The 12,998-nt window shown below is 46.4% G+C and carries 12 protein-coding genes and 1 tRNA gene; 11 read left to right on the top strand and 2 right to left on the bottom strand.

Annotated elements, in window-relative coordinates:
- Window positions 1-4: 4 nt before the first annotated feature.
- On the bottom strand, window positions 5-1,174 hold the full coding sequence (locus AC4MRV_RS06520; RefSeq protein ID WP_491186621.1) for an isovaleryl-CoA dehydrogenase: 1,170 nt from the start codon (window positions 1,172-1,174) through the stop codon (window positions 5-7).
- A gap of 68 nt (window positions 1,175-1,242) precedes the next feature.
- Window positions 1,243-1,611, bottom strand: a complete 369-nt coding sequence (locus AC4MRV_RS06515; RefSeq protein ID WP_491186620.1) for a MerR family transcriptional regulator — start codon at window positions 1,609-1,611, stop codon at window positions 1,243-1,245.
- A 119-nt stretch (window positions 1,612-1,730) separates the two neighbouring features.
- On the opposite strand from AC4MRV_RS06515, the gene AC4MRV_RS06510 reads away from it, so the two are divergent.
- From AC4MRV_RS06510 to AC4MRV_RS06460, 11 genes are all read left to right on the top strand, one after another.
- Complete coding sequence (locus AC4MRV_RS06510) at window positions 1,731-2,945, top strand: thiolase family protein (RefSeq protein ID WP_491186619.1); 1,215 nt, start codon at window positions 1,731-1,733, stop codon at window positions 2,943-2,945.
- 14 nt (window positions 2,946-2,959) lie between these two features.
- Window positions 2,960-4,453, top strand: a complete 1,494-nt coding sequence (locus AC4MRV_RS06505; RefSeq protein WP_491186618.1) for a CoA-acylating methylmalonate-semialdehyde dehydrogenase — start codon at window positions 2,960-2,962, stop codon at window positions 4,451-4,453.
- Window positions 4,454-4,462: 9 nt separating this feature from the next.
- Window positions 4,463-5,617 carry an acyl-CoA dehydrogenase family protein gene (locus AC4MRV_RS06500; protein WP_491186617.1) on the top strand — a complete coding sequence of 385 codons (1,155 nt, stop codon included), beginning with the start codon at window positions 4,463-4,465 and terminating at the stop codon, window positions 5,615-5,617.
- A gap of 12 nt (window positions 5,618-5,629) precedes the next feature.
- Entirely contained in the window at window positions 5,630-6,406 is a 777-nt protein-coding gene (locus AC4MRV_RS06495; protein WP_491186616.1) for an enoyl-CoA hydratase, read from the top strand.
- Between the two features lie 9 nt (window positions 6,407-6,415).
- Window positions 6,416-7,546 (top strand): enoyl-CoA hydratase/isomerase family protein, encoded by a 1,131-nt coding sequence (locus AC4MRV_RS06490; protein WP_491186615.1) that lies wholly within the window; start codon window positions 6,416-6,418, stop codon window positions 7,544-7,546.
- 37 nt (window positions 7,547-7,583) lie between these two features.
- Window positions 7,584-8,489 (top strand): 3-hydroxyisobutyrate dehydrogenase, encoded by a 906-nt coding sequence (gene mmsB / locus AC4MRV_RS06485; protein ID WP_491186614.1) that lies wholly within the window; start codon window positions 7,584-7,586, stop codon window positions 8,487-8,489.
- A gap of 8 nt (window positions 8,490-8,497) precedes the next feature.
- The gene (locus AC4MRV_RS06480) at window positions 8,498-9,256 is read left to right on the top strand and encodes an SDR family oxidoreductase (RefSeq protein ID WP_491186613.1); all 759 of its coding nucleotides are present in this window, start codon (window positions 8,498-8,500) and stop codon (window positions 9,254-9,256) included.
- A 179-nt stretch (window positions 9,257-9,435) separates the two neighbouring features.
- A complete protein-coding gene (locus AC4MRV_RS06475; protein ID WP_491186612.1) occupies window positions 9,436-11,748 on the top strand; it encodes a methyl-accepting chemotaxis protein in 2,313 nt (770 codons plus the stop codon).
- Window positions 11,749-11,930: 182 nt separating this feature from the next.
- Window positions 11,931-12,275, top strand: a complete 345-nt coding sequence (locus AC4MRV_RS06470; RefSeq protein WP_491186611.1) for a HopJ type III effector protein — start codon at window positions 11,931-11,933, stop codon at window positions 12,273-12,275.
- 30 nt (window positions 12,276-12,305) lie between these two features.
- On the top strand, window positions 12,306-12,680 hold the full coding sequence (locus tag AC4MRV_RS06465; RefSeq protein ID WP_491186610.1) for an MmcQ/YjbR family DNA-binding protein: 375 nt from the start codon (window positions 12,306-12,308) through the stop codon (window positions 12,678-12,680).
- Between the two features lie 146 nt (window positions 12,681-12,826).
- A tRNA-Cys gene (locus AC4MRV_RS06460) sits at window positions 12,827-12,900 on the top strand.
- The last annotated feature ends 98 nt before the right edge of the window (window positions 12,901-12,998 follow it).

Below are 12,998 nucleotides of genomic sequence, written 5' to 3'. Positions count from 1 at the left end.
CCCCTTAGCGTGATTCTTCAAACAGTTCACGGCCAATAAGCATGCGGCGAATCTCTGAAGTACCAGCACCAATTTCGTACAGTTTGGCATCACGTAATAAACGGCCGGCTGGAAACTCATTGATGTAGCCATTACCACCCAGTAACTGAATTGCATCCAAAGCGAGTTGAGTTGCTAGCTCCGCACTGAATAAAATAACACCCGCCGCATCCTTTCGTGTGGCTTCCCCGCGATCACACGCTGCTGCGACGGTATAAACATAACTTCGTGCTGCATTGGTTCGGGTATACATATCAGCGACCTTAGCTTGCACGAGTTGAAATTCGCCAATCGATTTACCAAACTGTTTGCGGTCGTGAACGTAGGGAATGACTAAATCTAAACAGGCTTGCATGATACCAAGTGGGCCTCCCGCTAACACCACTCGTTCATAGTCTAATCCACTCATTAAGACTTGAACGCCCTTATTGACTTCGCCAAGGACATTTTCAACCGGCACTTGGCAGTCATCGAACACGAGTTCACATGTGTTTGAGCCTCTCATACCAAGTTTGTCTAGCTTCTGGGCATGACTGAACCCTGGAAAATCACGTTCTACGATAAAAGCGGTTATTCCATGTGAGCCAGCAGATGAATCTGTTTTTGCGTAGACAATGACAACGTTCGCATCTGGACCATTGGTGATCCACATTTTGCTGCCATTGAGAAGGTAGTGTGAACCATTTAACGTTGCGCTAAGCTGCATTCCGACAACGTCGGACCCGGCATTGGGTTCACTCATTGCGAGTGCGCCAACATGGCTTCCATCAAGGAGCTTTGGCAGGTACTTCGCCTTTTGAACATCGCTCCCATTGCGAGAAATTTGGTTCACACATAGATTGGAGTGAGCGCCATAACTTAACGCGACAGATGCAGAAGCTCGACTTATTTCTTCCATTGCCACAACGTGCGCCAAATAGCCCATATCAGCGCCATTTAGTGACTCTGAAACAGTAATACCAAGTAGTCCCATATCGCCGAAAAGTGGCCAGAGTTGGTTCGGAAACTGATTGTCTTTATCGATTTGGGCGGCGATAGGAGCGATATGTTGATCGGCAAAGGCACTAACGTGATCGCGGAGCATATCGATGGTTTCACCCAGCCCAAAGTTGAGCTGGTGGTATGGAGATAACATAGAGCCTCCCAATTGCATCTTCGAATAACGATGCTTTTGAGAAATCATCTAGTCAAAAACTGCGCGTGTTAGCTTCGACTTAGTGCTTCTTCACATCGTTGACGTGCGGCACCCAAGTCCTCGAGAACTACGGTAATATCTTCGAGTTGACGTTTGAGCACCGCTTCTTTTTCATCAATGATCTTAAGCATTTGGGTCAATTGGGTGTCTTCTTGGTGAGTGTCATAGAGAGCAAATAACTCTTTGATTTCTGCAAGAGAGAAGCCCAATCGCTTACCTCGAAGAATCAATTTTAGGCGGATTTTGTCTCTGCGCTGGTAGATGCGCATTGTGCCTTTACGCTCAGGCTGAATAAGGCCCACATCTTCGTAAAAGCGAATACTCCGAGTGGTAATATCAAACTCTTTTGCCAACTCGCTGATCTTAAATCTTTCCACCTAATAAATTCTCCAACTGCTTAAGAATTAATTGTAAAAAATGCGTTTCTTTACGTTTACGTAAATGTTAGTGCTATGCTTACGTAAACGTCAAGAAAATCCATTCAATGGGGGACACAATGCAAGATAATGATATCTGGATTGTTGCAGCGAAACGAACACCGATGGGGCGCTTCCAAGGCTCCCTCGCTGAGTTCTCTTCCCCCACTCTTGGCGCCGTAGCGATTAAGGCCGCTGTGGCAGAGTCTGGTTTGGAGAGTGAAATCATTGACGAAGTGTACATGGGCTGCGTGCTTTCAGCAGGCTGTGGCCAAGCTCCAGCAAGACAAGCTGCATTAGGTGCTGGCTTGAGTAAATCGATCCCTTCGACCATGGTTAACAAGGTCTGTGGTTCTGGAATGAAAAGCGTGATGCTAGCGCATGACCTAGTTAAAGCGGGTACGTTTCAATGCGCCGTTGCTGGAGGGATGGAAAGTATGACTAATGCTCCATACCTCCTGAAAGAGCAACGCTCTGGAGCTAGAATGGGGCACAAAACTACTTACGATCATATGTTTTTAGATGGGCTGCAAGACGCCTATCAAGGCCATCTAATGGGCGTGTTTGGACAGCAAATTGCAGACAAGCTTAAGTTTACGCGAGAAGAAATGGATAACTGGGCGGCCAACTCTGTGTCCCGCGCCTTGTCTGCCCATGAGCAAGGGCTGTTTGATGATGAGCTTTGTCCAATAGAGCTAGGTTCGGGGGAGGTGTTTCGCTGTGACGAACAACCCCATAGCGTTGATCCAGAAAAGATCCCCAAATTAAAGCCAGCTTTTGACGCCAACGGCACAATAACCGCCGCTAATTCGAGCGCCATTTCTGATGGTGCAGCAGCGTTAGTATTGATTGCCCCAAGTTTAGCTAAGCAGCATCAATTAAAGCCTTTGGCCGTCATTAAGGGGCACACGAGTCATGCTCGCGCTCCTGAAGAATTTACCGTTGCACCTGTTTATGCCATCGAGCAGTTACTTTCCAATCTGGATTGGAGCGTTGATGAAGTCGATCTTTGGGAGATAAATGAAGCTTTCGCTGTTGTTACTCAAATCGCTGTCAAGCAACTACGTCTTGATGCAGAGAAGGTAAACGTAAAAGGCGGAGCGTGCGCCCTTGGGCACCCAATTGGTGCCAGCGGAGCAAGGATTCTTGTTACCTTGATCCATAGTTTAAGGCAGCTACAAGCTTTAGGAATCGAAGGAAACACACGTAATCGGAAAGTGGTTCGAGGTATTGCCTCTCTGTGTATCGGTGGAGGTGAAGCAACTGCAATGGGTATAGAAATTCCACTTGAGTGAGAAAGGACATCACTATGACACAGTCAGTTCCTCTTTATATTGGCGGCGAATTTTGTCAGTCGACATCCAGTGATTGGATTGATGTAACCAACCCTGCGACCAACGACGTAATTGCTAAGTTGCCGAAGGCGACAGAACAAGAAATGGCGTTAGCGGTTGAGAGTGCAATGCAGGCATTTGAACAATGGAAAAATGTGGCGGTCTCTGAGCGGGCAAGAGTCATGCTGAGATATCAACATTTGTTGAAAGAGCATCACGACGACTTAGCTGAGCTGTTATCACAAGAGACTGGAAAAATCATCTTGGACGCGAAAGGCGATGTCTGGCGCGGTATTGAAGTGGTTGAGCAAGCTGCAAACATCGCCAGCAATATGATGGGGGAAACCGTTGAAAATGTAGCGACCGATATTGATAGCTATTCGTTAATTCAACCGTTGGGTGTTTGCTGTGGTATCACGCCGTTCAATTTTCCCGCGATGATTCCTTTGTGGATGTTCCCACTTGCTATTGCGGCCGGAAATACCTTTGTTCTTAAGCCTTCAGAGCAAGTTCCATTAACGTCAATTCGATTGGCAGAGCTGTTTGAGCAAGCGGGCGCACCTAAAGGCGTGCTGCAAATAGTTCATGGTGGTAAAGAGCAAGTGGACTATTTACTCGCGCATCAGGAAATTAAGACAGTGTCGTTTGTTGGTTCGGTACCTGTTGCTGAATACATCTACCACACGGGCACGTTACATAACAAACGAGTGCAAGCCTTTGCTGGTGCAAAGAACCACATGGTCATCATGCCAGATGCCAATAAAAATCAAGTGATCAGTAATTTAGTTGGCGCCTCAGTTGGCGCTGCCGGTCAGCGTTGCATGGCTATTTCTGTTGCAGTGTTTGTTGGTGAGTCGAAGCAATGGATATCTGAGCTTAAAGATGAAATGGCTAAGATGTCTCCAGGTGCTTGGGATGACGACTCCGCCGCTTATGGGCCATTAATTAGTAAAGCGGCAAAAGAACGCGTGCTTAGACTGATTGATGAAGGCAAGTCACAAGGGGCGACCTGCGAGCTTGACGGTAGCGATTGTGTGGTCTCTGGTCTGCCTAACGGTAACTGGGTTGGTCCGACGCTGTTTAGTGGCGTCTCAACGGATATGTCGATCTATCAACAAGAGATTTTTGGTCCGGTTCTAGTGTGCTTAGAGGTAGATAGCTTGGACGAGGCGATTGAACTCATTAATCGAAATCCATATGGCAATGGTACTTCTATCTTTACCGCAAGTGGGGGCGCAGCCCGAAAATATCAGCACGAGATTCAAGTCGGTCAAGTCGGCGTCAATGTTCCCATTCCTGTGCCATTACCTTTCTTTTCATTTACTGGTTGGAGAGGCAGTTTTTATGGCGATCTGCATGCCTATGGGAAACAAGCGGTGCGCTTTTTTACGGAAACAAAAACCGTCACTGCACGTTGGTTTGAAGACGATATCCCCACTGGCCCTAACTTAACGATTCAATTGAAGTAGGGAGGGCGTATGGACTTTGAACTGAACGAAGACCAGAGAGCATTTTCAGAAACAGCTGCTCAATTTTCTCAGCAAAAGTTAGCGCCAAGTGCTGCAAACTGGGATGAACAACAGATATTCCCGAAGGATGTATTACGAGAAGCCGGGGAGCTTGGGTTTCTTAGCTTGTATACCCCTGAGGAGCAAGGCGGTTTAGGACTAAGTCGTTTAGACGCGTCGATTGTGTTTGAGCAACTTGCGATGGGATGCACGTCCACCACGGCTTACATGACGATTCATAACATGGTGTCTTGGATGATCGCGAGCTTTGCATCCGAGTCAGTGAAGAGCCAATACTGCGAGAAGCTTGTTAGCGGAGAATGGTTAGGCTCTTACTGCTTAACAGAGCCCAATGCCGGCTCTGATGCCGCGTCATTGACGACCAGTGCCAAGAAACAAGATGGCCACTATGTACTAAATGGGGCAAAGGCCTTTATTTCCGGTGCAGGTGACACCGACGTGTTGGTTGTTATGGCGCGAACCAGTGATCATGGAGCGAAGGGCATTTCAGCGTTCGTAGTACCTGCTACTGCGGCTGGTATTAACTACGGCCGAAAGGAACCCAAAATGGGTTGGAATAGCCAACCGACTCGAACCGTTACATTTGACCAAGTTGAGATACCTGAAGACCATATTCTTGGGGAGGAAGGTGAAGGCTTTACGTTCGCGATGAAGGGGTTAGACGGTGGACGAATCAATATTGCCACTTGCTCAATTGGAACCGCACAACAAGCACTTAATAAAGCCACTCAATACGTTCAAGAGCGCAAGCAATTTGGTAAAAGTTTGGCGAATTTTCAGTCCATTCAATTTCGACTTGCGGATATGGCGACAGAGCTCGTTGCTGCAAGACAATTGGTTCGACTTGCAGCGAGTAAGCTCGATCAACGTGACCCTGAAGCAACTACCTACTGTGCTATGGCAAAGCGCTATGCTACCGACATAGGGTTTCAGGTTTGTGATCAGGCGCTGCAGCTTTACGGCGGTTACGGCTATATCAAAGAGTATCCGATGGAGCGTTACTTTAGGGATGTACGCGTTCATCAAATTCTTGAAGGCAGCAACGAGATCATGCGTTTGATTATCTCGCGTAGATTGTTAATGGAAGGCGCTCAAATACTATAAAGGACCTTTAATATGACTAATGCAATTGAACATACGATTAACAATCATGTCGCAGTCATTACCATGAACAACCCTCCGGCCAACACCTGGACGGAAGAAAGTTTAAATGAATTAAAGCAGTTGGTTGAGACGCTAAACGCGGATCTTGATGTTTATGCATTGGTCATTGTTGGCCAAGGTGACAAGTTTTTTTCCGCAGGCGCGGATCTCAATCTATTTGCGTCTGGTGATAAGACTATGGCGCTAACAATGGCTCGAGCATTTGGAGATGCATTTGAGGCCTTGTCAGCTTTTCGAGGTGTTTCCATTGCCGCGATTAATGGTTATGCCATGGGGGGAGGTTTGGAGGTCGCGTTGGCGTGTGACATTCGTATCGCTGAAATTCAGGCTAAGCTTGCATTACCAGAGGCTAAAGTTGGGCTGTTGCCATGTGCGGGGGGGACTCAAAATTTAACTGCCCTCGTCGGTGAAGGCTGGGCCAAAAGGATGATCTTATGCGGAGAGCAACTGGATGCCGAGACAGCAGAAAAAATAGGGCTGGTAGAGCAAGTAGTAGAATCGAGCCATGCGCAAAGTTCGGCTATTAAACTCGCGCAGCAAGTTGCGAATCAATCTCCTTCATCGGTCGCCGCGTGTAAGACTCTCATACAAACAACGCGCTATCAGACGCGTGAATTTGGCCTAGTGAAAGAGAGGGAGCTCTTTATGTCTCTATTTGATACCGAAGATCAACAAGAAGGGGTTCAAGCGTTTCTTAGCAAACGGGCTCCTAAATGGAAGAACAGATAGGGAGGCCACATGACGGATACTGTTCATTTTAGCTTGCTGCCCTGTAGTGACAGTCAACACAAGATAGCCGTTGCAACGCTGGACAACGCGTCGTCATTAAATGCTTTAACTGCCCCAATGCTTACGTTACTGACAGATCAACTCACGCAGTGGCAAGAAGACGATGACATCATTTGCGTTGTGTTAGAAGGTGAGGGCGAAAGAGCGTTTTGTGCGGGTGGTGATATCAGAACCATGCACGATGTGATGCGAGATAAAACCGTGCAAGAAACTCAAGACTTTTGTAGTGAGTTTTTCACCATCGAATATCAATGTGATTACCTGATCCATACTTACTGCAAGCCCATTATCGCTTGGGGTGAAGGTATTGTTATGGGGGGAGGGATGGGGCTCTTTATGGGCTCAAGTCATAAAGTAGTCACACCAACATCTAGGCTTGCAATGCCTGAAATCAGCATTGGTCTGTACCCTGATGTCGGAGGCACATGGTTTCTCAATCGATTAGACGAAGGCATCGGTCTATTCCTTGGTTTAACGGGGGCGATGATAAATGCCTCTGACGCGCTTGGCGTTCATCTGGCTGACTTTATGGTTTTGCCCGAGCATAAAATGAATCTGGTAGACCAATTACAAGTGGCGGACTGGGACTGTGTAGACGACGCCTACGAAGTGGTAACAGAGCTGCTGGAAAATTTCGCTGAACAGGCACAAAGCCACAAACCTGATCCTCAGTTAATGCCTTTCTACGGTCAGATTCAGGCTGCGTGTCATGGAGACAGCTTACTTCAGGTTGTAGATGGCATTCTTGCAATTCCTGGTGAGAGCCAATGGCTAACAAATGCTAAACAAAACCTTACGCAGGGCAGCCCAATCAGTGCTCATATTTGCTATCGGCAGCTTACCGATTGCCATAATCTTTCACTTGCCGACTGTTTTCGACTTGAGCTCACGCTATCGGTTTGTTGTTGTTTGGTGGGAGAGTTCAAAGAGGGAGTAAGAGCACGGCTGATTGATAAAGATGATGAGCCAAACTGGAAGTTCAAGAGTATCGATGTCGTGGATAGCAAACTGATTAATGAGATATTTACTTCGCTATGGAGCGATGAAACTCATCCACTGGCACAACTGGGTCATTACTAGGGCTCATCACGATTCTAGAAAGGACAAGGAAATCAATATGACTACCATAGCTTTTATTGGATTAGGCAATATGGGTGCGCCCATGGCGAAAAACCTTATAAATGCAGGGTGCCGAGTACAAGTGTTTGATCTTGTGACGACATCAGTCAAACAACTTGAATCTGAAGGCGCGGTCGCTACGACTTCTATTAAGGAGGCCGTTACAGGCGCTAATGCAGTTGTCACGATGTTGCCAGCGGGTGAGCACGTACGCTCCGTCTATTTGGGGGACCATGCAGGTAATAAGGGGTTACTTGATCTTGTCGAGCCCAATACATTCATGATTGATTCGTCGACCATTGATCCAGAGTCTGCACGTATTGTTGCCTCTTATGCTGAGAGTAAAGGACTAGATTTCGTTGATGCGCCAGTGTCCGGTGGTGTCGCTGGTGCGGCGGCCGGCACCCTCACCTTTATTGTGGGCGGGAGTGATAAAGCGTTTGATAAAGCGGAGCAAGTCCTCAAACACATGGGCAAAAACATCTTCCATGCTGGAAAAGCGGGAGATGGCCAGATGGGAAAAATCTGTAATAACTTAATGCTGGGTATTTTGATGTCCGGTACGTGTGAGGCGTTAAACTTAGGCATCGAAAACGGATTGGATCCGGCAGTACTTTCGAAAATTATGCTGCAAAGCTCTGGGCGAAATTGGGCATTAGAGCTTTATAACCCATGTCCAGGAGTGATGGACACTTCGCCGGCCAGTAACGGCTACCAACCGGGTTTCATGAGTAAACTGATGCTCAAAGACCTTGGTTTAGGATTAGATACTGCTGCAAAAAGCCAGTCATCTGTACCAATGGGATCACTCGCAAGAAACCTATATGCGTTTCATAACGCGAATGGCAATGCAGAAAAGGATTTCTCAAGCATATTTGAGTTCTACCAAGCCAAAAAAGAGTGAGGTTTGTGATGGATTTAAGACAAAGTGTCATTGCGATTACCGGAGCGGGAAGAGGCCTTGGTCAAATGATGGCGATAAGTTTAGCGCAAGCTGGTGCTGAATTGGCCTTATTGGATTTAGACGAAACCTTACTTGAAGATACTAAGCAGCAATGCAATATGCTGGGAGTGAAAGCGCTGTCTTATCCTATCGATGTGACGAAAGAGCAAGAGGTTGAGCAGGCGTTTAGTGACATTGTCACTGATTTTGGCCAGTTGGATGGCCTTATCAATAATGCTGGGATTCTGCGCGATGGGTTGCTAATCAAAGTGAAAGATGGCGTAACAAGTAAAATGTCGTTAGAGCAGTTTAACGCTGTGATTAACGTTAATTTAACGGGGACGTTTCTATGTGGCCGAGAGGCAGCCTTGCACATGGTACAACAGCAAAAATCGGGCGTGATCATCAATATTTCCAGCGTTGCACGAGCTGGAAACATTGGGCAAAGCAATTATGCGGCGTCTAAAGCCGCCGTAGCGACGCTTTCCGCAACTTGGGGCAAAGAGTTGGCTCGTTATGGTATCCGCTCAGTTGCGATCGCTCCGGGAGTGATCGAAACGGATATGACCCGGCAGATGAAACCAGAAGCAAAGCAACGATTAGAGCGTGCTATTCCTGTCGGGCGATTGGGGCATGCCAACGAAATTGCGTCGACCGTGAAATTTATCCTAGAAAATGAATATGTTAATGCGCGGGCCATCGAAGTGGATGGCGGGATAACCATGTAATTTGGACTGGCAGTAAAACGTGCTCAGTCCAATCAAAAAATTTTTTTATCTATTTTTTCGTAAAGTGCCGTAAGCGTGCTTACAATTATATCACTACTTGCATAATAAAATGTGGCGTCAGTTGGCAGTTTCCTCTAAATCGACATACGGATATGGATTTTCCGTAAGAGGTTATTGTTATGAAAATTGCCACAAAAATAGTAACGGCATCTACAATTCTTTGCACTCTAGCGGTGATTGCGACTGGCGTAATTGTTGGCTGGCGCTCTGCAGCGTTGTCCGAAGAAGCTCTGTATAAAAGAGCAACAGAACAACTGATTTCGGTTCGTGAAATTAAAAAGAACGAAATCGAGCTGTACTTCGAGCAAATTCGCGGACAGCTAATTACCACCGCAAACTCTGTAGGGGTACAAGATGCAATATCTGCTTTCTCTCAAGCCTTTGACGCATATCCCGTTGATGGAGTATCTCAAAGCGATATCAATGCGTTAAAGCAGTATTATCAAAGCCAGTTTGGTGCAACTTACCGTGATGCTAATGGTGGGAATTCCGCTAACGAAATGCAGAAGCTCTCCATGTTATCTCCTTTGGCTCAAGCCCTCCAGGCCCGATATATAGGGACGAATCCTAATCCGTTGGGCGATAAACACCAAATGATGTCCGACAGCCTTGGAACTGCGTATGATAAGGTTCACGAAAAATATCATCCCAGTATCAAAGGCTTTCTAGAACAGTTTGGTTATTACGATATTTTCCTTGTCGACCCAAAAGGTAACATCATTTATTCGGTCTTTAAGGAGCTTGATTACGCGACCAACCTCAATAGTGGTCCGTACGCAGGGAGTGGTATCGCCAAGGCGTTTAGTAACGCGCTTAATTTGAGCTCAAGTCAGTTCCACCTTGAAGATTTTGCTCCTTATTACCCTTCTTATCAGGCGGCTGCCTCCTTTATTGCTACGCCAATTAAACAAGGCTCAGCGACGTTGGGCGTACTCATATTCCAAATGCCTGTCGACGAGATAAATAACATTATGACCTTTAACGGGAATTGGAGTAACGCCGGGCTCGGCGAAAGTGGGGAAAGTTATCTCATTGGCCCAGACGGTTTACTAAGAAGTGAATCAAGATTCCTTATTGAAGATGCAGATACCTACCTGATGGCGATGCAAAAAGCGGGCGTCAGTAGTGCAACGCTAGAGCAAATTCGTGGTAAAGGCTCAGCGATAGGTCGTCAACCAGTGGATACCTCGACGTCTAAACTCGCATTGCGTGGTCAAAGTGGATCAGACGTTGTTGTAGATTATCGGGGCGAGGACGTGCTGTCTGCCTACGCACCTGTCAACGCGGCGGGATTAAGTTGGGGAATAGCGACGGAAATCGACAAGCACGAAGCCCTTAAGGATGTAGGTGGGCTAATCAATGCAATGATCTTTACCGTTATGACGAGCATTGTGGTAATCGTGTTAGTTGCGATGGTGATCTCCTATTTCTTGGGCCGCAGCATTGCTTGGCCAATCAAATTTGCGAGTGAGCGTATCCAGCAGATTAGTAAAAACAATGACCTAACCCAACGTTTAGAAGTAGCGGGTAAAGACGAGATGACGGAGCTTGCGACGTCGCTCAATGGGCTCTTTACTCACCTTCAGGAGGTTATTGGAAAGTTTGCACTTGCGACCGAAGATTTAAACAGCAATACCAATAGCATGGCTGGAAATATGAATAGTACGAGAGCGTCCGTTGATGATCAAAACCATCGCTCTGAATCTGTCGCAACGGCGGTAAATGAAATGAGCGCGTCGATTGCGGAGGTTGCGCAGTTTGCGACTAGAGCTGCTGAATTTGTGAAAAATGCCAACGATGCAGGTAGCCAAGGTGTCAACATAGGCAAAAACTTGGGTATTGAAATTTCCCAGCTTAATGATCAAATGCAAACCGCGGTGGAAGCGATAGGGCGCTTACATAATGAAACGAACTCCATTGCGGAAGTGCTAGACGTTATTCAAGGAATCGCTGAGCAGACGAACTTGTTAGCACTAAATGCTGCAATAGAGGCGGCAAGGGCTGGCGAACAAGGTCGAGGGTTTGCAGTTGTAGCCGATGAAGTAAGAAACTTGGCTGGACGTACACAATCATCGACGGAAGAAATTCGGGAAAAAATTGAGTCTCTTCAACGTGAAACTAATGATGTGTCGAAGAGTATCGAGAACGCTAACGCCACTGTTTCGAAAGGGGTTGAAGCTTGTGACGAAAACACCGGAATGCTGGAACAAATCGTCACAATGCTCACTGAACTTAATGAGATGAATGTTCAAATCGCCGCAGCAACAGAAGAGCAGCGAGCAGTGACGGATGAGATAAGCGGAAGCATCACATCGATTGCGGATGCTTCATCTGCAGTTTCTGGCCAGGTAAACAATGTTGATGATGTTCTACAAGGGCTTTCGACTCAAGCAGAGGATCTAAATAAAGAAGTCGCGCAATTTAAATATTAACCTATTAATTTCTCCGCTAAGGATCGCTCACTGTGTTTGGCTGTTATTTGCAGCCAAACACAGTGAGCGATTTTTTCTTATAAGCCTCGTTTTGATTCCTTTCTAACGTGTAATTCCCTCTTTTTATCTGTTATTCAATCGCATAGACTGTTCCATTCTGTAGTAATTAATGAGTGAAACAAATGGAATTGAAAGCCTTTCTCGAACAGCTAACGAACCAGCCTGAGTTAATCGAATTTGAAGACACGATGGCAGTTATCGAAGCAAACTACCACTTTGCACCGACTGAATTTGCTAACGGTGATACGCACAATGAAGCGGGTCAAAATAATGGTTCATGTAAGATCTTCGCGTTTGGTCAATTGAATGCTCTTGATGTACCGAGCACGCTAGCTTGTTTTGGCCGCTTTTATCATCAGGATGTATTGGGTAATCCTGAGGGGGATGATCACGCTAACATCCGAAACTTTATGCAGTCAGGTTGGGACGGCGTTCACTTTGAAGGTGTTGCTTTAACGGTAAAATAGGATCGTTGAAGTGAATTCAAGGAGATAGAAATGACCAATCATGAACTCGAAGATTATTTAGACACCTTTATGTGCGCTGAGTCGGGTTATCCCTTTGGGCCAGATGCTCTGGTGTTTAAGGTTAAGGGAAAAATGTTTGCCATTCTGTCGATGAGAGAGGGGCGAGAGTACGTTACTTTAAAAGTGAAGCCAGAAGATGGTGAAGTGCTCACGTCCCAATTTTCTGATATCACGCCTGGGTATCACACCAATAAGCGTCATTGGGTGACAGTGTATTATCCAGGTGATGTTGAAGATGGATTAATACACGATTTGTGTGAGCGCTCTTATGAGTTGGTAGTGAGCAAGTTACCTAAAGCTCAACGTCAATTGTTGTTAGGTGCTGAAGGGACAGCGACTAAATAATATCGCATTAGATCAAACAATCAGCTATTTGATGTAATTGTCGGCAAACAAACATAAATTTTAGATTTTTGTTTGACTCTCATCGCTCAATCCGTAAAGTATGCAGCGAACGCAGCGGTGGGTAACCTAAAGCGTTGAAAGAAAAGGGCGCCTTGGCAGAGTGGCTATGCAGCGGATTGCAAATCCGTGGACCTCGGTTCGATTCCGGGAGGCGCCTCCATTTTCTTTCGCTAAAATTTTAGATGGTGTTTATTGTTCTAAACGGCATCACAAAGAAATTTGTGTGCCCTGGTGGTGGAATTGGTAGACACAAGGGAT

The organism is Vibrio sp. (assembly GCF_984391705.1).
The sequence above is the reverse complement of the archived record's forward strand: the minus strand, read 5'-3'. Positions and strand labels throughout refer to the sequence as shown.